The organism is Acinetobacter sp. WCHA39 (genome assembly GCF_002165385.1).
Lineage (GTDB): Bacteria > Pseudomonadota > Gammaproteobacteria > Pseudomonadales > Moraxellaceae > Acinetobacter.
The window spans coordinates 11,316-34,025 of the sequence record NZ_NHRP01000016.1 but is presented as its reverse complement, the minus strand read 5'-3'; the positions used below and the strand labels follow the sequence as shown (position 1 = coordinate 34,025).

At 40.1% G+C, this 22,710-nt stretch carries 25 protein-coding genes and 2 tRNA genes; 21 read left to right on the top strand and 6 right to left on the bottom strand.

The annotated features are described in order from the left end of the window. Positions 1–9 precede the first annotated feature (9 nt). The 14 genes from rplF (at position 10) to CDG56_RS09645 (ending at position 8,994) form a co-directional block, all read left to right on the top strand. Positions 10–543 carry a 50S ribosomal protein L6 gene (rplF, locus tag CDG56_RS09710; protein ID WP_004660363.1) on the top strand — a complete coding sequence of 178 codons (534 nt, stop codon included), beginning with the start codon at positions 10–12 and terminating at the stop codon, positions 541–543. 14 nt (positions 544–557) lie between these two features. Continuing rightward, positions 558–908 (top strand): 50S ribosomal protein L18, encoded by a 351-nt coding sequence (gene rplR, locus CDG56_RS09705; protein ID WP_004660364.1) that lies wholly within the window; start codon positions 558–560, stop codon positions 906–908. 2 nt (positions 909–910) lie between these two features. Then, positions 911–1,408 carry a 30S ribosomal protein S5 gene (gene rpsE, locus CDG56_RS09700; protein WP_004657688.1) on the top strand — a complete coding sequence of 166 codons (498 nt, stop codon included), beginning with the start codon at positions 911–913 and terminating at the stop codon, positions 1,406–1,408. A gap of 6 nt (positions 1,409–1,414) precedes the next feature. After that, on the top strand, positions 1,415–1,591 hold the full coding sequence (gene rpmD / locus CDG56_RS09695) for a 50S ribosomal protein L30 (protein ID WP_000849088.1): 177 nt from the start codon (positions 1,415–1,417) through the stop codon (positions 1,589–1,591). Between the two features lie 3 nt (positions 1,592–1,594). Continuing rightward, the gene (gene rplO / locus CDG56_RS09690; RefSeq protein ID WP_004660366.1) at positions 1,595–2,035 is read left to right on the top strand and encodes a 50S ribosomal protein L15; all 441 of its coding nucleotides are present in this window, start codon (positions 1,595–1,597) and stop codon (positions 2,033–2,035) included. Between the two features lie 45 nt (positions 2,036–2,080). Next, positions 2,081–3,400 (top strand): preprotein translocase subunit SecY, encoded by a 1,320-nt coding sequence (secY, locus tag CDG56_RS09685; protein WP_171287530.1) that lies wholly within the window; start codon positions 2,081–2,083, stop codon positions 3,398–3,400. 20 nt (positions 3,401–3,420) lie between these two features. Then, positions 3,421–3,537, top strand: coding sequence for a 50S ribosomal protein L36 (gene rpmJ, locus CDG56_RS09680; RefSeq protein ID WP_000867907.1), 117 nt, complete (start codon positions 3,421–3,423; stop codon positions 3,535–3,537). A gap of 107 nt (positions 3,538–3,644) precedes the next feature. Continuing rightward, complete coding sequence (gene rpsM, locus CDG56_RS09675) at positions 3,645–4,001, top strand: 30S ribosomal protein S13 (protein ID WP_000090816.1); 357 nt, start codon at positions 3,645–3,647, stop codon at positions 3,999–4,001. A gap of 19 nt (positions 4,002–4,020) precedes the next feature. Then, positions 4,021–4,407, top strand: coding sequence for a 30S ribosomal protein S11 (rpsK, locus tag CDG56_RS09670; protein WP_001040166.1), 387 nt, complete (start codon positions 4,021–4,023; stop codon positions 4,405–4,407). Between the two features lie 12 nt (positions 4,408–4,419). After that, positions 4,420–5,046 (top strand): 30S ribosomal protein S4, encoded by a 627-nt coding sequence (rpsD, locus tag CDG56_RS09665; protein WP_004641035.1) that lies wholly within the window; start codon positions 4,420–4,422, stop codon positions 5,044–5,046. An 18-nt stretch (positions 5,047–5,064) separates the two neighbouring features. Next, the gene (locus CDG56_RS09660) at positions 5,065–6,072 is read left to right on the top strand and encodes a DNA-directed RNA polymerase subunit alpha (protein ID WP_004660372.1); all 1,008 of its coding nucleotides are present in this window, start codon (positions 5,065–5,067) and stop codon (positions 6,070–6,072) included. 18 nt (positions 6,073–6,090) lie between these two features. Further along, entirely contained in the window at positions 6,091–6,456 is a 366-nt protein-coding gene (rplQ, locus tag CDG56_RS09655; RefSeq protein ID WP_004641032.1) for a 50S ribosomal protein L17, read from the top strand. Positions 6,457–6,874: 418 nt separating this feature from the next. Next, positions 6,875–8,365, top strand: coding sequence for a flavin-containing monooxygenase (locus CDG56_RS09650; RefSeq protein ID WP_087547738.1), 1,491 nt, complete (start codon positions 6,875–6,877; stop codon positions 8,363–8,365). Positions 8,366–8,487: 122 nt separating this feature from the next. Beyond that, a complete protein-coding gene (locus CDG56_RS09645) occupies positions 8,488–8,994 on the top strand; it encodes a DUF2059 domain-containing protein (RefSeq protein WP_087536462.1) in 507 nt (168 codons plus the stop codon). A gap of 53 nt (positions 8,995–9,047) precedes the next feature. On the opposite strand, the gene CDG56_RS09640 is transcribed toward CDG56_RS09645, so the two are convergent. Beyond that, complete coding sequence (locus tag CDG56_RS09640) at positions 9,048–10,220, bottom strand: acyl-CoA dehydrogenase family protein (protein WP_087547737.1); 1,173 nt, start codon at positions 10,218–10,220, stop codon at positions 9,048–9,050. A 189-nt stretch (positions 10,221–10,409) separates the two neighbouring features. On the opposite strand from CDG56_RS09640, the gene CDG56_RS09635 reads away from it, so the two are divergent. From CDG56_RS09635 to CDG56_RS09615, 5 genes are all read left to right on the top strand, one after another. Next, on the top strand, positions 10,410–10,667 hold the full coding sequence (locus CDG56_RS09635) for a succinate dehydrogenase assembly factor 2 (protein ID WP_087547736.1): 258 nt from the start codon (positions 10,410–10,412) through the stop codon (positions 10,665–10,667). After that, positions 10,654–11,049 carry a hypothetical protein gene (locus tag CDG56_RS09630; RefSeq protein WP_087547735.1) on the top strand — a complete coding sequence of 132 codons (396 nt, stop codon included), beginning with the start codon at positions 10,654–10,656 and terminating at the stop codon, positions 11,047–11,049. The genes CDG56_RS09635 and CDG56_RS09630 overlap by 14 nt, the downstream gene beginning before the upstream one ends. Before the next feature lie 544 nt (positions 11,050–11,593). Continuing rightward, a complete protein-coding gene (locus CDG56_RS09625; RefSeq protein WP_087547734.1) occupies positions 11,594–12,658 on the top strand; it encodes a hypothetical protein in 1,065 nt (354 codons plus the stop codon). Positions 12,659–12,734: 76 nt separating this feature from the next. Next, the gene (rrtA, locus tag CDG56_RS09620; RefSeq protein ID WP_087547733.1) at positions 12,735–13,316 is read left to right on the top strand and encodes a rhombosortase; all 582 of its coding nucleotides are present in this window, start codon (positions 12,735–12,737) and stop codon (positions 13,314–13,316) included. Positions 13,317–13,494: 178 nt separating this feature from the next. Continuing rightward, positions 13,495–15,699: a TRAP transporter large permease subunit gene (locus tag CDG56_RS09615; RefSeq protein ID WP_087547732.1), complete on the top strand. Its 2,205-nt coding sequence runs from the start codon at positions 13,495–13,497 to the stop codon at positions 15,697–15,699. 103 nt (positions 15,700–15,802) lie between these two features. Here the strand turns inward: CDG56_RS09615 and CDG56_RS09610 are convergent, their stop codons facing one another. The 5 genes from CDG56_RS09610 to rnr form a co-directional block, all read right to left on the bottom strand. Next, a complete protein-coding gene (locus CDG56_RS09610) occupies positions 15,803–16,687 on the bottom strand; it encodes a DMT family transporter (protein ID WP_087547731.1) in 885 nt (294 codons plus the stop codon). Between the two features lie 226 nt (positions 16,688–16,913). Further along, positions 16,914–17,360: a hypothetical protein gene (locus tag CDG56_RS09605; protein ID WP_087547730.1), complete on the bottom strand. Its 447-nt coding sequence runs from the start codon at positions 17,358–17,360 to the stop codon at positions 16,914–16,916. 10 nt (positions 17,361–17,370) lie between these two features. Then, positions 17,371–17,577: a YheV family putative metal-binding protein gene (locus tag CDG56_RS09600; RefSeq protein WP_087536469.1), complete on the bottom strand. Its 207-nt coding sequence runs from the start codon at positions 17,575–17,577 to the stop codon at positions 17,371–17,373. Between the two features lie 39 nt (positions 17,578–17,616). Next, complete coding sequence (locus CDG56_RS09595; protein ID WP_087547729.1) at positions 17,617–19,656, bottom strand: M3 family metallopeptidase; 2,040 nt, start codon at positions 19,654–19,656, stop codon at positions 17,617–17,619. Positions 19,657–19,836: 180 nt separating this feature from the next. Then, positions 19,837–22,269 (bottom strand): ribonuclease R, encoded by a 2,433-nt coding sequence (gene rnr / locus CDG56_RS09590; RefSeq protein WP_087547728.1) that lies wholly within the window; start codon positions 22,267–22,269, stop codon positions 19,837–19,839. A 260-nt stretch (positions 22,270–22,529) separates the two neighbouring features. Here rnr and CDG56_RS09585 point away from each other — a divergent pair. Then, positions 22,530–22,619, top strand: a tRNA-Ser gene (locus CDG56_RS09585). Between the two features lie 11 nt (positions 22,620–22,630). Continuing rightward, a tRNA-Arg gene (locus CDG56_RS09580) sits at positions 22,631–22,707 on the top strand. The last annotated feature ends 3 nt before the right edge of the window (positions 22,708–22,710 follow it).

Sequence of the window (22,710 nt, the reverse complement as noted above, 5' to 3'; positions counted from 1 at the left end):
TGATTCCTCATGTCTCGTGTGGCTAAAGCCCCAGTAACTGTACCTAATGGTGTAACAGTTACTCAGAACGGCCGGCAGGTCGAAGTGAAAGGCACTAAAGGTACATTGTCTTTCAACCTGCATGCGCTGGTCGAGCTAAAACAGGAAGAAGGTAAACTTCAACTTGCTCCAGTTAAAGAGTCGAAAGATGCTTGGATGCAAGCTGGTACTGCTCGCGCTGTATTGAACAACCTTGTAAAAGGTGTTAGCGAAGGCTTCGAACGTAAGTTACAGCTAGTTGGTGTTGGTTACAAAGCAGCAGTTAAAGGCACTGTCGTTAACCTTGCTTTAGGTTATTCACACCCAATTGACTACGCTTTACCAGAAGGTGTAACAGCGGAAACTCCAACTGCAACTGAAATCATTTTGAAATCAGCAAACAAGCAGTTGTTAGGTCAAGTAGCAGCGGAAATCCGTGCATACCGTTCTCCTGAACCATATAAAGGTAAAGGTGTTCGTTATTCGGATGAAGTTATTCTTCGTAAAGAAGCTAAGAAGAAATAAGGCGCGAGGTTCTTATGAACGAAAAGAAACAAACCCGTTTGCGTCGTGCAAAAAGCACACGCTTGCACATTCGTGCATTGGGTGCGACTCGTTTGTGTGTAAACCGCACTCCGCGTCACATCTATGCTCAAGTTATTTCAGCAGATGGTGGCAAAGTTTTAGCGCAAGCTTCAACTTTAGATGCATCTTTGCGTAGTGGTGCGACTGGTAATATCGATGCAGCAACTAAGGTTGGTGCTTTAATCGCAGAACGTGCTAAAGCAGCTGGCGTTACTAAAGTTGCATTTGACCGTTCTGGTTTTAAATATCATGGTCGTATCAAAGCCTTGGCTGATGCTGCTCGTGAAGGCGGCTTGGAGTTCTAATCATGGCGAAAGTTGAACAAAACGAAGGTCTCGTTGAAAAGCTGGTTGCCGTTGATCGTGTAGCCAAAGTTGTTAAGGGTGGTCGTATCTTCTCTTTCACAGCATTAACTGTTGTGGGTGATGGTAATGGTCGTGTAGGTTTTGGTCGTGGTAAAGCGCGTGAAGTTCCAGCTGCTATTTCTAAAGCACTTGAAGCTGCACGTCGTAACATGATTACTGTAGACCTTGCGGGGACTACTTTACAACACCCTGTGAATGCTCGTCATGGTGCAAGCCGTGTATACATGCAACCTGCTTCAGAAGGTACTGGCGTAATTGCTGGTGGCGCGATGCGTGCTGTTCTCGAAGCTGCAGGTGTACATAACGTACTTGCTAAATGTTATGGTTCTACAAATGCTGCTAACGTAGTAAACGCAACATTCAAAGGTTTGCGTGATATGACTTCTCCTGAGAAAGTCGCTGCGAAACGTGGTCTTTCAGTAGAACAAATTCAAGGGTAATCAATCATGAAAACGATTAAAGTTACCCAGACTAAATCTTCTTCGCATCGTTTAAAAAATCATAAACTTTGCTTACAAGGTCTAGGTCTGCGTCGTATTGGTCATACTGTAGAAGTGCAAGATACGCCTTCTAACCGTGGTATGATCAACAAAGTTTACTATATGGTTAGTGTAGAGGAATAAGCCATGACTCTGCGTTTAAATGAACTTGCACCTGCTGAAGGTGCTAAGCGTGAAAATCGTCGTCTAGGTCGTGGTATCGGCTCTGGCGTTGGTAAGACTGGTGGTCGTGGTATCAAGGGTCAAAACTCACGTAAAAGTGGTGGTACTCGTCCAGGCTTTGAAGGCGGTCAAACAGCGTTATATCGTCGTTTACCAAAATTCGGTTTCACTAGCCAAATCGCTTTGAAAACTGCTGAAGTACGTTTGTCTGAATTGAATAAAGTTGAAGGTGATGTAATTAGCCTTGAAACTTTAAAAGCTGCGAACGTTGTTCGTCGTGATCAAATTCGTGCTCGCATCGTTCTTTCTGGTGAAATCACTCGCGCATTCACTGTTCAAGGTGTTGTGTTGACTAAAGGCGCTAAAGCTGCTGTTGAAGCTGCTGGCGGTAAAGTCGAGGAGTAATCTCGAGTGTCTATGACTCCTAGTTCTTCAGGTCATGTAAACATGATGAAAGGCCAACCATTTCATGTGAAATATCGTGAAATTATTCGTCGATTAATGTTTTTGATTGGCGCGTTATTGGTCTTTCGACTAGGAGCGCATATTCCGTTGCCAGGTATTGATAATATAGCGCTAGCACAGTTTTTTAAGGCGAATGAAGGTACCTTCTTAGGCTTATTTAATATGTTCTCTGGCGGTGCATTAGAACGCATGTCGATTCTAGCGTTGGGAATTATGCCGTACATTTCTGCATCGATTATCGTGCAGTTAATGTCTACGGTTGTTCCTTCGTTAGAAGCTTTGAAAAAAGAAGGCGAGCAAGGCAAACGAAAGATCAATCAATATACACGTTATGGCACCTTATTCCTTGCACTCGTGCAAGGTGTAGGGATGTGTGCTGGTTTGATCAGTCAAGGTATTACTTTGACATCAGGCTTAGCATTCTATGTTCCTGCAGTTACTTCGTTAGTTGCGGGAACAATGTTTCTGATGTGGTTAGGAGAGCAAATTACCGAACGTGGTGTTGGTAATGGTATCTCGATGATCATTTTTGCAGGTATTGTGGCAGGCTTGCCAAATCTTGTAATACAGTCGTTTACGTCTGTAGATAATGGTCAAGGTAGTTTAATTGGTTTGGCTGTATTTGGCTTACTCTCATTAGCCGTTTTAGCTGCGATTGTGTTTATTGAAAAAGCACAACGTCGTATTCCAGTGAACTATGCACAAAAGCAACAAGGTCGTCGTGTTTTTACTGCACAGCAAACGCATTTGCCATTAAAAATTAATATGGCAGGTGTGATTCCAGCGATTTTTGCAAGCTCATTGTTATTATTTCCAGCGAGCTTAGGGCAATGGTTAGGTAGTGCTGATCCAAATGCAGGGATTGTGAAGCGTAGTCTACAAGATCTGGCATTGGTGTTATCGCCTGGACAGCCGTTGTATTTAATGCTGTTTGGTGCGTTAATTATTTTCTTCTGTTATTTCTATACAGCGCTAGTATTTAGCCCAAAAGAAGTTGCAGAGAACTTAAAACGCAGCGGAGCATATGTGCCTGGTATCCGCCCAGGTGAGCAAACGGCTCGTTATTTAGATCATATTCTTAACCGTTTGACTTTTATTGGTGCAATTTACATTACTGTAGTGTGTTTAATGCCTATGGTGCTACAAAGTTCGTTTAGTATTCCATTTCATTTGGGTGGAACATCTTTACTGATTGTAGTTGTAGTAGTAATGGACTTTATGGCGCAACTTCAAGCGCACCTTACTTCGCATCAATATGATAATCAAACGTTAATGAGAAAAACGACTGCTCATCCTAAGGGATAAGCGCACTTAGAGGTTTCATCATGAAAGTACAAGCTTCTGTAAAGAAAATTTGTGGTAGCTGCAAAGTTATCCGTCGTAATGGGGTTATTCGCGTGATTTGTAGCGCAGAACCTCGTCATAAGCAGCGTCAAGGTTAATTTAATTAAGACCTGTTGATTTCAGTAGGCTAATTAGGTTATTATCCGCCCCTCAAGATTTTTGTGGGGCGGTTGATTATCTTGACTGCCTTTTTGGAGAAAATTGAATGGCTCGTATTGCCGGTGTAAACATTCCGGATAACAAGCATGCTGTTATCTCTCTCACGTATATTTTTGGTATCGGTCGCCACACTGCTAAGAACATCTTAGCAACTGTAGGTATTACTGAGACTACAAAAATCCGTGAATTAGATGATGCTCAGCTTGATGCGATTCGTGCAGAAGTTGCTAAGGTTCCGACCGAAGGTGATTTACGTCGCGAAATTTCCATGAACATTAAACGTTTAATGGATTTAGGCTGCTACCGCGGTCTTCGTCATCGTCGCAGCTTGCCTGTTCGTGGACAACGCACCAAAACTAACGCACGTACCCGTAAAGGTCCGCGCAAACCGATTAAAAAGTAAGATTTCTGGAAGCTAAAAGATGGCTAAAGATACTCGCACACGCAAGAAGGTCACTCGTACCGTCTCTGAAGGTGTTGCACACATTCACGCGTCTTTTAATAACACCATTGTAACGATTACCGATCGTCAAGGTAATGCATTGGCTTGGGCTACCTCAGGTGGACAAGGCTTCCGTGGTTCACGTAAATCAACTCCGTTCGCTGCTCAGGTAGCTGCTGAAGTTGCTGGTAAAGCAGCTTTAGATTACGGTTTGAAAAACCTAGACGTCCTTGTAAAAGGTCCTGGTCCAGGTCGTGAGTCTGCGGTTCGTGCATTAGGCGCAGTGGGTTATAAGATTAACAGCATTACCGATGTGACACCAATTCCTCACAACGGTTGCCGTCCACCTAAAAAACGTCGCGTGTAAGGAGAAACATTCATGGCTCGTTATATTGGTCCAAAATGCAAACTCTCTCGCCGCGAAGGGACAGACCTGCAACTTAAATCAGGCGTTAAACCGTTTGATGTAAAAACCAAAAAACACAATAAAGCACCTGGTCAACATGGTCAGGCTCGTGGTGGTAAGCAATCTGAGTATTCACTACAATTACGTGAAAAACAAAAAGTACGTCGTATGTACGGTGTGTTAGAGCGTCAATTTAGTAACTACTATAAAGAAGCAGCTCGTGTTAAAGGCGCAACTGGTGAAAACTTGTTGAAATTGCTTGAAAGCCGTCTTGATAACGTAGTTTATCGCATGGGTTTTGGTTCTACACGTTCAGAAGCTCGTCAGTTGGTATCTCACCGTTCTATTACTTTAAATGGTCGTCGTGTAAATATTGCGTCTATTCAAGTAAAAGCGGGTGATGTAATTGCAGTGCATGAAGGTGCTAAACAACAATTGCGTATCAAAAACGCGATTGAATTAGCTGCTCAACGTGGTATCCCTGCTTGGATGGAAGTTGATCATTCTAAGTTGGAAGGTACGTTTAAAGCTGCACCAGATCGCTCTGATTTACCTGCTGAAATCAACGAAAGCTTGATTGTAGAATTGTATTCTAAATAATCCTTGAGGTAGCAATAAATGACGCGTACTGCAAACGAGTTTCTAACTCCGCAAGCGATCAAGGTCGAAGCGGTGAGCGGGACCTCGGCAAAAGTGATTCTTGAGCCTTTAGAGCGTGGTTTTGGCCATACTCTAGGTAATGCTTTACGTCGCATTCTATTGTCTTCTTTACCTGGCGCTGCTGTGGTTGAAGTTGAGATAGAAGGCGTCGAGCACGAGTACAGTACTTTAGAAGGCTTGCAGCAGGACATCGTCGAGCTCTTGCTGAACCTAAAAGGATTGTCTATTAAGCTGTTCGATCAAAATGAAGCATATTTAACATTAGAGAAGCAAGGTGCAGGTGACGTAACAGCAGCTGACCTTCGTTTACCTCATAATGTTGAAGTGGTTAACCCTGATCATTTAATCGGTACTTTGAGTTCTTCTGGTTCATTGAAAATGCGCCTTAAAGTAGCTCAAGGTCGTGGTTATGAGACATCTGACTCTCGTTTCCCAGAAGGTGAAACACGCCCAGTAGGTCGTTTACAGTTAGATGCTTCTTATAGCCCAATCAAGCGTGTTTCTTACACAGTAGAAAATGCTCGTGTAGAACAGCGTACCGATCTTGATAAGTTAGTGATCGATCTTGAGACTAACGGAACTGTTGATCCAGAAGAAGCTATCCGCAAAGCGGCAACTATCTTGCAACAACAAATTGCAATTTTTGTTGATCTTCAGAAAGATCAAACTCCTGTCGCTCAAGAACCTCGCGAAGAAGTTGACCCAATTTTGCTTCGTCCAGTAGATGATCTCGAGCTTACTGTTCGTTCTGCTAACTGTTTGAAGGCAGAAAATATTTACTACATTGGTGATCTTGTTCAACGTACTGAAGTTGAGTTGTTAAAAACTCCTAACTTAGGTAAAAAATCGTTAACAGAGATCAAAGATGTTTTGGCATCGAAAGGTTTACAACTCGGCATGCGTTTAGAGAACTGGCCACCAGCTAGTCTCCGTATGGATGACCGATTTGCCTATCGTAGCCGTTAATTAAGTAGGACTATCACCATGCGTCATCGTAATAGTGGTGTGAAATTAGGCCGTACAAGCAGCCACCGTAAGGCGTTGTTTCAAAACTTAACAAATGCTTTAGTAGAGCACGAGTTAATTAAGACAACTTTGCCTAAGGCGAAAGAACTTCGTCGTGTTGCTGAGCCTTTAATCACTTTGGCTAAAAACGATACTGTTGCAAACCGTCGTTTAGCGTTTGCTCGTACTCGTTCAGCAGCAACTGTTGGTAAATTATTTACCGTTCTTGGCCCTCGTTACAAAGAACGTAACGGCGGTTATCTTCGTGTTCTTAAAGCGGGTTTCCGTGCAGGTGATGCTGCACCGATGGCTTACGTTGAACTCGTTGACCGTGAAGTAAAATAATACTTCTACGTGTAGAACAGTCAGTTGTTCCAAAAAAGGTCGGTTTATTCCGACCTTTTTTATTGTCTATTTGAAACAGCAAATATTGATCATTTGTCTTCGAGAGGCATGTATATCATCCTAATTTTTAGCTAAAGATGGCTCATGAAAAAGTTGGAACTGTATGACTTGTCTTTTGTGTAGAGTTCCATAACTAAAAAATTTGAAGACATGATGATCTTCGAAAAATGCATTAGGTTGTTATAAGATATATTTTAAAAACACCTAAATCCAAGTAAAAATCTCAAGATTTTTCCCTTATGTTTCTTAAAAATGTCCCGAACTGATATGAAAAAGCCGATGAATGAATAAACTTGACATTGTGTATTGTCAAATTTGTGCTTTAATAAAGTCATGGTTTATACAGGGTATAAAAAAAATGGAAAAGCAAGTTGATGTATTAATTATTGGTGCAGGTATCTCTGGAATTGGGTTGGCTGTGCATCTTTCTAAAAACTCTCCACAACGTAACTTTGAGATTTTAGAGCGTCGTGATAGCTTTGGTGGGACTTGGGATTTGTTCCGTTACCCTGGTATTCGTTCTGATTCGGATATGTCGACTTTTGGTTTTAATTTTAAACCGTGGGCAAAAGATAAAGTATTGGCAAGTGGCGCTGAGATCAAGGGCTATTTAAGCGATGTGATCAGTGAAAATCAGTTAAAAGATAAAATTCGCTTTGGCCATCGTGTTATTTCAGCAAACTATGATTCTACAAAGAAAAAATGGTTAGTTGAGATCGAAGATAACAATAAGAAAAAACAAAATTGGTCTGCAAATTTTGTCATCGGTTGTACCGGTTACTATAACTATGATCAGGGTTATGCACCTAAATTCCCGAAACAAGAAGATTTCAAAGGTCAGTTTATTCACCCACAACATTGGCCAGAAAATTTAGATTATACGGGTAAGAAAGTGGTGATCATTGGTAGTGGTGCAACTGCAATTACGCTTGTACCTTCAATGGTGAAAGGTGGAGCAGAGCATGTCACAATGTTACAGCGTTCACCCACTTATATTGCTACGGTTCCTTCAATTGACTTTATTTATGAGAAAACACGTAAATTTATGTCTGAGGAAACGGCGTATAAATTTACTCGTGCACGTAATATTGGTATGCAACGTGCTATTTATGCATTAGCTCAAAAATATCCGAAAACTGTACGTCGTTTATTGTTGAAAGGAATTGAATTACAGCTTAAAGGTAAAGTGGATATGAAACACTTTACGCCAAGCTACAACCCTTGGGATCAACGTCTGTGTGTGGTACCAGATGGCGATTTATTCAAGGCATTACGTGAAGGTAAGGCAAGCGTTGAAACGGATCAAATTGAAAAGTTCACAGCCAATGGTATTCAATTGAAATCGGGTAAACACCTTGAAGCAGATATTGTGATTTCAGCAACAGGTTTGGAAATCCAGATCTTGGGTGGTGTGAAAGGCACAATTGATGGCAAGCCAATGGATACTTCTCAACACATGCTGTATCAAGGCGTGATGGTGAGTGATGTCCCTAACCTGGCGATGATTATTGGTTATATCAATGCTTCATGGACATTAAAGGTTGATATTGCAGCTGATTATATCTGTCGCTTAATCAATCATATGGATAAAAATGGTTTTGATGAAGTGATTGCACATGCTGATCCTTTACAGCGTGAAAATGATACAATCATGGGTAAAATGTCTTCTGGTTATATCGCACGTGCAGCTGATGTAATGCCTAAACAAGGTAAACAAGCACCGTGGAAGATCACCAATAATTACCTAGCTGATCGTAAAGAACTGAAAGATGCTAAGTTTAATGACGGGGTTTTAGAATTTCATAAGCGTGGCGATCAAACAAATCGTAAGCCAAAATTAGTCTCATAAGTTTTTGCTTGAATGTTTTTAAACCCTATGCAGTTGCATAGGGTTTTTATTTGAGTGGCTATTTAAATATCAAAAATATCGCGTATATTTAGCGCAATAACATTTAAAACAGGGATGACTGAGTGAAAAAGCTATTAATCTTGGGGACATTATTATTCAGTACATTTGTTTTTGCTGATGATGTAAAACAGAAAGAAGTTATTGCTCAAAAATTGGTATCTGTAGATGGAACCGAACAAGGTTTACAAAACACTGATAAAATGATTTTAGAGCAAATCCGAATGCGTTTGCCTAAAGATATACCTGAAAATTTTTACGTAGATTTGATCAAAAATTTAAATAGTGAACAGCGTAAGCAATTCATTATTCAACGCTATGTTGAAACATTTAGTCAAAAGGAATTACAAGCTGCATTAACCTTTTATCAATCTACAGAAGGGAAAGCATGGGCTAAAAAAGCCAGTGAGATAGGAAGTGAAGTTGCACATTTCACTACGCAAAATGCACGTACTGCTTTGAATGTCACTATGCAGCAACATATTGATAATCCAACGGTAAAGCAACTAATGGCACGAATGAATCCAACGCCTACGCCAGCTCAAACAACTGAAAAATCTGAAACTAAATAAATAAAAAAGGATCGTGTAATTAAACACGATCCCTTTAAATTTCCAATTTATGTTTAAAGTGTACGGGAAATCAACTCTTTCATGATTTCATTGGTACCTGCATAAATACGGTTGGCTCGGTTGTCGATATAGGCACGGGCAATTGGATATTCCAGCATATAACCATAACCGCCATGGAGTTGTAGGCAATCATCTACAACTTTTGAGAACATATCTGAAATTTTGTATTTGGCTGCTGCTGCTGCATCCACACCTAAGCTTTCTTCGAGTTGTAATTCCATACAACGATCTAAATAAGTACGGCAGAAATCAATTTCAGTACGTAATTCAGCTAATTTAAACCGTGTATTTTGGAAGGTACTAATGGCTTTGCCAAATGCTTTACGATCTTTGGTGTATTGAACAGTATGCGCAAATGCTGCTTCTGCACCTGCTTGGCAAATAATCGCAACCAACATACGTTCCCAAGCCAGTTCTTTCATCAACATGATGAAACCCATACCTTCCATACCAAGTAGGTTTTCCTTAGGTACTCGTACGTTGTCGAAGAACAATTCGCAAGTATCTTGCCCTTTCATTCCGATTTTATTCAAAGGTTTACCTTTACTAAAACCAGCACGATCAGCTTCAACGATGATTAATGATAAATTTGCTGAGCCTTTTTCATTGTTGCCTGTTTTACAGACGACAATTGCCATGTCACAAAGGTAGCCATTGGTAATGAAAATTTTTGAACCATTAATGACATACTCATCGCCATCAAGCACAGCTGTAGTACGAACTGCTTGAAGATCTGAACCCGTACCTGGTTCAGTCATTGCAATCGCTGTAACTGTTTCACCTGTTGCCATTTTTGGCAACCAATTTTGTTTTTGTTCCTCATTACCAAAGTTATTGACATAATTGGCAACGATGTCTGAGTGTAATGAGAAACCTGTACTTGAGTCCATTGCATAAGCTTGTTCTTCAATGAGAATCATACTGTACAAACGATCAACCCCAGAGCCACCATATTGTTCTGGCATGGTGGTACAGAGTAAACCTAGTTCACCTGCTTTGTTCCATAAGTCACGGTCAACATGCTGTTGTTTCTCATATTTCTCAATATTTGGAACAACTTCTTTTTCATAAAATTTACGTACAGTTTCACGAAATGCTTCATGCTCAGAAGTAAATAGCTTACGTGGGAGCATACTTGGAATTGGACGAATTGCACCTGATTGCATTTGTTATTTTTTCCCTAGAGTGTTGGATTTAAACATTCATTGCCACGATACAAGAAATTGAAAATAGTGAACAATGTGATCAATGCTCAATTTGATTGATGTATTTGGTCACTTGAGAAAAAACGCTGCGAAGTTAATAGGGGATCGAGTACACTATGACTATAAAATTGTTGCATAGTGGAACAAATAATGTCTGATGAAATAAGTTTGGAAGAACGTAAGGTCGTTTATCGCGCACGTCGTGGTTTAAAAGAAATTGATGTGTATTTCGATCCTTATGTTAAAAACTATTATTTAACCGCCGATGCTGGTGAAAAGGCGCTATTTGCAGAGTTGGTTGATCAAGAAGATCCAGACTTATTGGATTGGTTTATGGAAGTGGGTGAGCCACCTCGTGCTGAGTTAAAAGATTTTATTTTAAAATTAAAACATTATGTTCATGGCTAATCGTGTTTTTGAGTTGCAATACAGTCGATTTTCGCTTGTATTGCAACTTTCTGTTTTTGTCACTGTTCTAATTTTAGCCTACCAATTGCTAGCTCTTTCATTTTGGCTGCTTAGCCTTGTTGTGATGGTTTTATTTTGGTTTCTGTTGTTACGGCGTCCTTTAATAAAGCGTTTTGAGTATTTGGATCATCAGCATTGGTCATTTGAGTTTGTGGATACTTCTATCGCAATCCAAGGTCGAACAATCACTAAAATTATTGATCACCAAGCCTATATTACGATTTATTTTTCTGATACTCAGTACCAACCTTTAACGATTTGGTGGGATCAATTGTCAATTTCGCAGTGGAAAAACTTAAAATTATTAATAAAAATGCTTTAATTGTTGGACAATTCTACAACTGTATATAATTAATTATATGTTTATTTTCAATCTTTTATGTTGGTTTTACTTTGCGTTCATTTAAATTGTTAGATTAAATATTCTAGAATTTCGTGAAAATATAAATTGTCAGACAATCTGACCATCAACTTGTATTCATTTTCGTTAAAGTACAAACACCAACGTAAAGTGTGGTGGAAGTCCAAAGTAATGGAAATTCCAACATGGTCGTTTCTGGTGATTGCAATTGTTTTTGCAATTGTTATAGGAAGAGCAGCAACTTTACTCAAGGATTACTTTCAACAAAACTAAAAGATAAAGAGTTTCACGTTTTTACCAGTTAATAAGTAGCATGTGCTGAACCGTCGCAATGCTACTTTTTTTTGCCTAAAATTTTTGTATTTTCAACTCTCTGTCAATTCGCTTATCTGTGAATTGTGTCAGAATGCACATGTTAAATTAGAGCAATTACTCTTTAATTCAAGTATTGCATCTGATAAGGTACGTCTAAAAGGAAAAACAAATTAATTAGAGGACAGGAAGAATGTCTAAATTCCAAAAAATGGGACAGGGTGTGGCGGTTGCGTTACTCACAACATCAATATTATCAGGGTGTTCACAAATCATTAAAACAGGGGCTAATGTCGCATTAAGTTTTAGTGAGAATCATATTGTTCCACCAATTTTGGCGATGGATGACGCCGAAATGGTGTGTAATTCAGGTAATGCCTTAACTCCAGCGGTGATGTCAACCAAGGATATGGGTGCTGATCCAACACGTATGGCGGTGTTATTGTATACCTCAGCAGGTATTTGTGCTGAAAATAAAGCCTTAGAAGCGGAACTCCGCTATTTGCGTGCTTCGAAAGCAGGTCAAGTTTCTGAAGCTCAAGATGCTCGTATTGAACAAAAACGTTGGGCGGGGATTGCTGCTGAACGTCAATATGCAGGTTATCAACTTTTTGCAAATCGTTGGGAATCAAAATATAAATATAAATTGGGTGATTCATGCCCAACAATGCGCAATGATTTAGATCAGACAGTTTACCTTTTAGGGATGGTAAGTGGTCTGCAAGCGATGACCAATGATATTAACTCTGGTGGCGCGATTAATGTCCCGAAAGATATTGCGGGTATTGTTGAGCGTGGCATGACCTGTTTGGATAATGAAAAATTCTGGGGCGCGCCGATGGCGACGCGAGCAGTGATTTGGACTTTATTACCAGGTGCGGGTGACGGTAAACCTGAACCTTATGCAACCATGAAAGAATCAATGCAAATTGGTGAGAAAAAAGGTGTTCGTTTATCACATGCATTATATGCAGTTGCTGCACAAGCAAGTGGCGATGATGCCAAACTGCGTGATGCTTTCCGTTCTTATGCTGCTGCAACAGGTGAAGACAAACCAGTAAATCCTCAATTTAGATTGATCGATAAGATGGCTGGCTTGATGGTCCGTGGTATAGCTGATCGTTATTGGACTGAAAATACAGGTGTACGTTCTGATGATGAAGGTTTGACTTCTTTCTGGGACGATAAGAAAGAAAGTTCATCTGAATTGGATGCTTTATTTGATGGTGGAGATGGCGCATCAGCACCAGCAGAGTAAACTTGAATTAAACGACCTTTTACAAGTGAAACATTTAAACTGGTAAAAGGTCAGTTTTTTCATGGGGTGGTAATGGATGAAAGATCACGTATGGATACCGAAAGTTATTTTAATCGCTGTATGTGTTTCTATATCAGCGTGCTTGCAAGTATTTGCAGATCACTTCATTTATTGGAAACCTAGTTTATTCGCTGAGTTTTGGCGTTTATGGACTGCACATTGGGTTCATGTTGGATGGATGCATTTTTTCTTAAATATGCTGGCATTTGCATGTTTACCTTTTATTTTTCCTCATGCTCGTAATTGGCACTTATGTATTCTGCTTTTAATCCTTCCTCCCTTTATTAGTCTTATCTTTTATTTCTACTTACCTTATATCGATGCATATGCTGGTCTTTCTGGCGTGTTGCATGGATTATATGTTGCTGTTGGTCTCGTGTATCTGAAATATCCCAAAGAAAGAAAATTTGCCTTATTGGTCTTGTTGCTGATCTCAGCAAAATTAATATGGGAAAATACTTTTGGCCAGACGGGTACTGCACAGTTAATTGGTAGTCCTGTTCTGACAGAAGCTCATTTGATTGGTGCGATTGGTGGTTTGTTCTGTGGGTTAGGTTATTCATTGTTAAGAAGGATAGAGAGAGAACATATAAGTTGATAAAAAAAACCAACAAAAAAATGATTGTAGTCATTCTTTTTTGGGAAAGATTGCTGCAAATTTAGGCGGTTAAAAGGGATTGGTTACGAAGAGGGTAAATTCACTTATCTATCAACCATGGACATCGCATGATTCAACATCTTTGGATGGGTGTTGATAACAATAAACTGGAATATACATGCAAAATGATCAAGAGAAAAAGTCTGGATTAGCCCGACTGGGTTATATCTGGAATGATTGGATATCAACATTCATCATTCTTGCTTTGTTGCTAATGACTTTGCTTATTGGTACTGGCGAGATGATTCACGGTCAAATGCTCCGTATGGGGGAGCGTTTGTATGGTGATGAAAAAATAGGAATGCAGTATTCGTTTTTACGAGCTGAACCTGAAAAACCATCTTGTGATCGACATCCTAATATTGAAGCGCAAGTTCAAGAGCAGATGAAAGCAAATGCTGCTGATGAGTTTGCAAGTATGTTTGGTACAGCATCTGAATCAGATGTACGCGCTTCTTTATTAGCTGCACAACAACAGTGTGAAGAAAAATATCAGTTCTATGATAAAGCAATGAAGCACTTGGAAGCTCATCCAAGTATTCGTACTTATCGTCAAGTTGAAACCACTTTCTTTGGTATTTTTAAGTTAGGTTCTGAAAATCAGACTGTACTTTTACTGATCATGGTGTTGTTCACCTCTATCACAGCTTCTTTACGTTATCACCACATCGGTTTACGTGCACCTAAGACGAAGATGGACTATCGTGTCTATTCAGCATTTATGGTTGCAGGTAATGCCTTACTGAGTTTATCGACAATTAGTCAATATAACTCGTTGCTGAATTCTGGCGTAGAATTGACTACGAAGACATTGGCGATTTCATGGTTATGGATAGCACTCTTTGTCTCTTTAACCGTAATCAGCTTAGTGCAATTATTTTTAATTCCTAAAACAGCGCAACCTAAAGGTAATTTTGGTTTGGCGGTGCTGAGCGTACCATTGTATGCACAAATGTCACTGATCACGGGGATAATCTTTACTTTCTTCATGGATTATCCAATGGGGCAAGGGATCTACTTGGGAATTATTGTTGAGTTCTCTGGTATTTTCTTAAACCTTGCATTGTTTATTTGGGCAGGTATGTTACTGACCCAAACGCGTGTGATGGATTTATTCTTAAATATCCTGCGTCCGTGGAATCTAGCACCTGAAACTTTAACTTGGTTAATCTTAATTGCAGCGGCAATTCCAACAGCATATACAGGCGCTTCTGGTATTTTCGTTATTGCCGCAGGTGCAATCATTTATAAAGAGGTTTGGAACTCTGGTGCGCGCCGTCAATATGCATTAGCTGTATCGGCAATGTCGGGTTCTTTAGGTGTGGTGATTCGTCCATGCTTACTTGTAATTTTGATTTCAATGCTAGATAGCCGCCATGTAACGTCTACAGAATTATTTGATCATGGTATCTATGTTTTCTGGTTAACTGCATTTATTTTCCTTGGCGTTTCATTGATTCTTGCTGAAGAAAAGTTCCGTGTTGCTTCACCAAAAGTTGCTGTACCTGGAATGTTACGTGCATGTGTACCTGTGATTCCTTATGTAATCATTGGTTTTGCAGTTGTGATGTTCTATAAACTTGCGTTAGATACATCAATCAATGAATTTACAGCGCCAATGATTTTACCATTGGTGTTGATTGCAATGATTTTGTTTGACAAATTGTTTGCAGCAAAACTTGCACCAGCTCCAGTTATTGATGCAAAGCATGAGGCGTTAGTTCTTGAACATGAACAGAAATCAGACTTCTTAAAAACCCATGATCCTCATGGTGGTAAGAGTTTTGGTTTTGGTGGAGCATTACGTTTTGCAACTTCAGAAACAGTGGGTCATATCGGTGCCTTGATTCTACTGATGGCATTATCTGCGAGCGTTGGTGGTTTAATCGAGCGTGCTGAAGTGGTTGAGTTATTACCAACTCACTTGGATAATATCTATATTTCTCTTGCCTTTATTGCAATATTACTTGCAATTATTGGTATGACTACAGATCCATTTGGTGCGGTAATCTTAGTTGCTGCGACAGTAGCGCCAGTTGCTTATGAGAACGGTATTCATCCGATTCACTTCTGGATGATCGTATTGGTTGCATTCGAATTTGGTTATGTAACACCACCTGTTGCATTAAACCACTTGCTGACACGACTCTCAGTCGGGGATGAAGAGGTATCGGCTGCTGATAAGGAAGCGAAAGAGAAATACACAAGTTTCTATTATCGTTATGAGCGTTGGTTATTACCGATTATCGTATTGTTCTCATCTTTAGTGTTGGTGACTTATGCACCATATATCTTCCAAATGTTTGGTTGGTATAAACACTAAGTGTTGAAATAAAAAAGCACCTTCGGGTGCTTTTTTATTTCTCAGATTTAAAATGCTTTAGATATTATTAATGTTGATAAGTTATTTTTAAAAATCAAATATTTTAGCGTTGAATCATTTTCTTTTGACGTTGAGTCAATGGACTACATAATAAAATTGCCAGCAAAATAATACAAAATCCAATCACGCTGTATAAATCAGGTACTTCATTCCACAGCAAAAAGCCCCAAATACCCGCAAAGATAATCGCCATATAGTTGACTGGTGCGATCTGCCCAGCAGGAGCAAGACGGTAGGCATGTGACATAAAAATCTGGCTGATGTTTGCCAGTATACCTGCACCAATTAAAAACAATAATTCCTGTAAATGATAAGGTCGCCATACCCAAAACATGGGAATTACTGAAAGCAGGGAGCCAATCATGCAAAAGTAAAACACAATACGCTCAGGCGGCTCGGTCTGGGTGAGTGCCCGAACCGTGACAAAGGCCATTGATGCAAGTAAGCTTGAGGCGATACCAATCACAGAAATCCAGTTCAGTAGACCTTGATCGGGTTTAGCCACACAGAACACCCCAATAAAGCCGAGTCCCGCGGCACAAAGCATAGCAATGGTGATTTTTTCTTTTAGAAATAACCATGCAATAACTGGAATAAAAATTGGGGAAGAGTAGGTAAATACCATAGCATTGGATAATTTCAGGTGGGCAATCGCATAGAAAAAGCCATACATTGCAGCCAGTCCAACAATACTACGCCAACTATGCATCCATAGTTTTTCTGTTTTTACAAAGCCAATACCTTGTTTAAAAATAAAAGGCAGAAACAGGATGAGTCCGACCACGTTGCGGAAAAATACAATTGTATAGTTATCAACCGTATGTGATGCATAACGAATACAGATACCCATGATCGAAAAGAGAAGGGCCGAGGTTGTTAGGCAACCAATCGCAAGTAAAAGGTTACGATTAGTTTGAAGTGAATTCATATTAGACGCGAGGCTTTGAGACTAAAGTTATTCTATGCTTCTCAACGGATGAAAGAAATGTGCTTTTAAACTGGATTTTAGATTTGTTGAGTGACTTATATCTATCATACCGCAATCAGTGTAAATACAAACTTATGAGGGTCTGTATGAAAAATCGCGATTAGAAATATGAGATTGATATTTCAATGAGTAAAAAGCTTTAAATTGGATTAAAGCTTTTGTTGTTTTAAGATTTATGTTGTGCGGAGATTTGAGCCTCCAAAAGTTTAATTTGATCTTCTTTGAGCTTAATTAAAGTATCAACATCATTATTTTGTTGTTTCAAGTCACGCTGTTGGTCGTGCAGTTGCTGTTGAATATCATCTAGCTTTGCAATCTCTTCTTTGGCTAAACTGTCATTGCTAGGAAGTGGTGATTTGACAACTGACTCTTCGACTAATTGTATTGGTGCAGCAACTGCACTGCTCGCCGTATTTATATTTGGACTAACAGTTGTTTCTGCTTTGGATATAATTGTTTTTTCGGCAATTGGTTGTGTAGCTGTGCTTGTCGATTGCTGATCTTTTTGTGATAAAAACCATTGAATTGCAAGAAACAAAACCACAACAACGCTAATTCCACCAATTATCATCCATAATAATTTGGAATTTTGAGTTTGGTATGTGGACATCATTTTTAACCTTCTAGTCAAAATGACGAGGTTTGAATTGTATCACCCCAATTTCATCTGGCTCAGCGGTTTGTTGCTCTTCCACGTGGGTCGGGCGTTTTTCGCTATAAGCACATTCGATACATTCAATCCACTCGTCATCCACAGTGATGATCTTAACCACACGATCTAAGGCGCCACATTTAGGGCACTTTGCACCCGCGATGAACTGTCTTTTCATGTCAGTTAATTACCACCCTGTGAACAATAATGACGTAGTTTAAGCGGTTTTATTGGTGTTCGTCCAACCTTGATGGCGTAATAATGCATCTATTTTTGGTTCTCTTTTTCGGAAATTGCGAAATGCATCAATTGCAGTATCTTTTCCGCCAACTGCTAGAATAAACTTTCTAAACTCTTTGCCTGTCTCAGTGTTAAAAATACCTTCACTTTCGAAGCGATCGAAGGCATCACTCGCTAAAACCTCTGCCCATTTATAAGAGTAATAGCCTGCCGCATAACCGCCTGCAAAAATATGGCTGAAACTGTGCTGGAAACGGTTATAAGGTACCGCAGGAACCACGGCAAATTTATCGCGAATATCGTCCAATGTCGCTTGGATTTGCTGACTGTTTAAGGCAGGTGCCTGACGGTGAATGCTTAGGTCAAACAATGCAAATTCAATCTGACGCAAGGTTTGCATGCCTGATTGAAAGAAACGCGCATTGAGTAACGCAGACAGCAATTCTTGTGGCAAAGTTTGCTTGGTTTCAGTGTGTTCGCTGAGTACGTCTAAACTTTCATTATCCCATGCCCAGAATTCCATAAACTGGCTTGGTAATTCAACCGCATCCCAAGCCACGCCGTGTGTGCCTGCAACTGAGATGTTATCTACTTCGGTCAACATATGGTGTAAGCCATGTCCAAATTCATGGAATAAAGTAATGACTTCATCGTGAGTCAATAGTGCAGGTTGATCGCCAATCGGTGGGGTAAAGTTACACACCATATAGCAAATTGGTTTTTGTAGACCATTGGCCGTTTGCACACGAGAACGGAAACCACTCATCCATGCGCCACCGCGTTTGCCGTTACGGGCATATAAGTCAAAATAGAAACCACCGACCACTTGACCTTGATCTGCAATTTCAAAATAACGTACATCATTTTGCCAAACAGGGGCTTGGCGTTCGATGATTTGAATACCATAAAGACGTTGCACGATCTGGAATAAACCGTCCACCACTTTTGGCGCAGGGAAATACGGTTTAAGCGCTTCTTGAGAAAGATTGAATTGCTGCTGTTTCAACTTCTCAGAATAATAGGTTGCATCCCAAGGTTTGAGTTCCTCAATTCCATCTTGTTGTGCAATGCTTTTGAGTTCAGCAATTTCAGCCAGTGCAGGTGTACGCGCATGCTCTGCCAAATCCACTAAGAATTGATGAACAGTTTCAACATCAGGTGCCATTTTGCTGGCAAGGGAATATTCAGCGAAGTTATTAAAGCCAAGCAGTTGCGCCATCTCCTGACGTAAGCTCAGGATTTCCTCCATCACAGGTGTATTGTCAAATTCAGTCTTGTCGGACTGCTCAGATGCACGGGTTACATAAGCTTTGTAGAGTTCTTCTCTTAATTCACGATCATCGGCATAGGTCATAATCGCAAAATAAGCAGGGAAATCCAGTGTGGCAACGGCTTGCTCAAGCTCACGCTGTTGTCCATATTGTTTTAATAATTCAATGCTGCTTTGTGGCAGACCTATGAGTTGTTCTTCAGATAAAGGTTTAAAATAGGCTTGGGTAGCATCGAGTACATGGTTTGAGAAGTCTGAAGACAACTGGGATAAACGTGCTGAGATTTCTGCATAACGTTTTTTCGCTTCGCCTTGGAGTGCAACACCCGACAGTTGAAAATCACGTAGCGCCAGTTTAATCGCGCTTTGTTGTGCTTCGCTCAATGTTTGAAATACATTACTATCATGAATCTGCTGATAGGTTTGATACAACGCCGTGTGTTGTCCCAACTGAGTGTAGTATTCACTCAAACTTGGTAACAGTGCTTGATAGACTTCACGGGTTTCGGGATTGTTCATCACGGCATTGAGATGTGACAAAATGCCCCATGCTTCACTCATATTATTTTCAAGTTGATCAACTTCGGTCAATGTTGCCAGTTGGGCTTCAGTCCCTTGCGGAACTTCATTGAGTTGATTTAAGAAATTTTGACCGTTTTGAATGGTTTGTTCGATCTGTTGTTTTAAATCGGCAAGTTGAATTTGATCAAATTGAGGAAGGGGAAGTGTCGCTTGTTGGAGTGTCATTCTATTTTTGCCATATTCATCTTTAAACATAGTTATAGATGTAGGGCTTTGAGGGGGATAAATCAAGGTTGATTGATTATTTATTAGATGAGTATTTTGTTGTTCTATAAATTTTATTCATTGCTAACGCAGATATTTCAAGAGCAAAAAATTAGAGAGCCGAAGCTCTCTAATTAAATGTTATTCACTCTTGGTCTTGGCATTCGACTTTTTCTTTTTCACTTTCTTCTTTGGCTTTTCTTTGCTTTCAGACTTCGCAGAAGATTTTTTACCTGTTTTTTTGGTATAAGAATTAGAACTTGATTTGCTCTTATCCTTTTTCTTACGCACAGGCTTTTCGCCATCTTCACTAACTTTAGCTGTTGTCGATTGTGGTTTGCCAAATACCTCTTCAGTGGTTGAAGCACGATTTGAAGTATTGGTTCTTGGCGCTTTTTGACGAATTGTACGTCCCAAATGCGTCAGTTGTTGAACCAATTGGAAGTCAATCTTACGTTCTTCCAGATTTACGCCCGCCACTTGAATTTTGACTTCATCACCGAGGCTAAATGACTGTCCACGATTCTGACCAATCAAACTTTGGCTGGCTTGATCATACAGGAAGAAGTCTTCACCGAGCTGACTGACATGAATCATGCCATCGACATAGAGGTCTTTCAGCGTCACAAATAGACCAAACTCAGTCACCGCACTAATGATACCAACAAACTCATCGCCTAAATGCTGTTGCATATAATGGCACTTCAACCAAGTCGTCACACTACGTGATGCTTCATCGGCACGACGTTCAGTTTGTGAAAAATGCTCCCCTGCATCATCTAAAGCTGCACCAGACAATGGATAAGCTTTCTTATCGAGATAGGCTTTAATTGCACGGTGTAACAATAAATCTGGGTAACGACGAATTGGTGAAGTGAAATGCGTATAAGCTTCATAAGCAAGACCATAATGTCCTGCATTATTCGCACCATAATAGGCTTGCATCATTGAGCGTAATAACACTGCATGAATACTTGGCGCATCTAAACGATCTTTGGTCGCTTCAATCACGGCTTGGTAATCAGCTTGGGTTGGTTGCTCTGGGAATGGCAAACCGAGTAATTTGACAAAATCACGGACTTTTTGAATACGTGAGAATTCTGGTGCTTCATGTACACGATACAACATTGGAATATCATGTTCTAATGAGTATTCAGCTGCGGCAACGTTCGCCAATAACATGCATTCTTCAATCAGTTTATGCGCATCATTACGAGTACGTGGCAAGATTTCTTTAATGCCGCCCAACTCATCAAAGGTCATATAGGTTTCAATGGTTTCAAATTCCATCGCATGACGTTTGGCACGTAGTTCTTTTAGTGCCTGATAAAGCTGGAATAGGGTATTTAACGATTTATGAACGCTTTTATCTTGTGGAATGGCATCGGTTGCGCCGTCAAAATAAGCAGCCACCTGATTATAGGTCAAACGTGCTTTGGAATGCATCACCGCAGGATAGAACTCATAACCTGTGACTTTACCTGCACGAGACAACTTTAAATCGCAGACCATACACAGACGGTCAACATGTGGATTGAGAGAACACAATCCATTTGATAGTGCTTCTGGCAGCATTGGCAAAACAAAGTGTGGGAAATAAACCGATGTACCACGTTCTTCAGCTTCTTCATTTAAAGGTGAGTCTAAACGGACATAATGGCTCACGTCTGCAATTGCCACGACAACACGGTAACCACCACCTGAGCGTTTCTCTGCGAATACGGCATCGTCAAAGTCACGTGCATCTTCACCATCAATCGTGACGAGTGGTAAATCGCGTAAATCAACACGACCTTTGCGATCTTGTTCTGAAGGTTCTTTAAAACTTTCAGCTTCTTTAATGACGGCTTCTGGAAATTCATAAGGCAAACCAAATTCTAAAATGGTTTGCGGAATAATAATTTCAGTGTCAGCTTTGTCCGCCATCGACTGTACAACATGACCTGTCGCTAATTCTTCACGAGTCGGGTAATCATCAATCGCAACTCGCAGCATATCGCCAACTTTGGCATTGGCATGTTCAATCAATTCTTTTTCTAAGGTAATTGGTTGGTGCTGATTTGGATTGCTTGGCTGAATAAAGTATTCACCTTCATGTTCAGCGACTTTACCAATAATTTGTTTGACACGGCGTTGTACGACTTCGGTAATAAAGCCCCAAGCTTTACCTTTACGGTCAACAGAAGTTTGGCGTACTTTAACGCGATCACCATTAAAGACTAGACGTAATTCACGTTCAGGTAATAGTACATCATCCTGACCTGCGATATTTGCCGTACCTAGACCTTTACTATTGATATAGACCGTTGCTTCATGGCTTGGTAAATCGGTTGCAGGTTGGTATTTAAAACCATCTTTCATTAACTGACCGTCGCGAACCATTGCACTTAAACGATGATTCAATGCATCAATACTTTTTTGATCTGGGATATTAAAGTGATCAACTAGTTCTGCATGAGACTGTGCAGTTTTTAATTGTTCTAATGTAGTTAGAATAAGAGTTCGGCTAGGAATAGGATTATCGTAACGTTGCGCTTCTGCTTTTGCTTCGGGATCAACCCAATTTGTAGTCATATCGTTTCATTTCACATCTGGCAGATCGGTTTAGCATAAGTCATTCAAACTTTAACTGCACGTCAAAGATTGCAAGATTCTGTTTATTGTCCAATCTGAATAAAGGAGAGAACACTATATTAACAAGCGTTGAGCTAAAAAATGCCGAAAAAATATAAGAATTGGTTAAAAAACATTTGATTGATTTAAAAAAAAGAGAAAAAAACAGGATCATCCCTTGTGTAATTTGGTTTTAGTTTGTATTATTGCGCTCGTGTTACGGTGAGATGGGTGAGTGGCTGAAACCACATCCCTGCTAAGGATGCGTACGGGTAACTGTACCGAGGGTTCGAATCCCTCTCTCACCGCCACTTTACTTAAAGCGCTCATAGCTCAGCTGGATAGAGCACTTGGCTACGAACTAAGGGGTCGGGAGTTCGAATCTCTCTGAGCGCACCAACT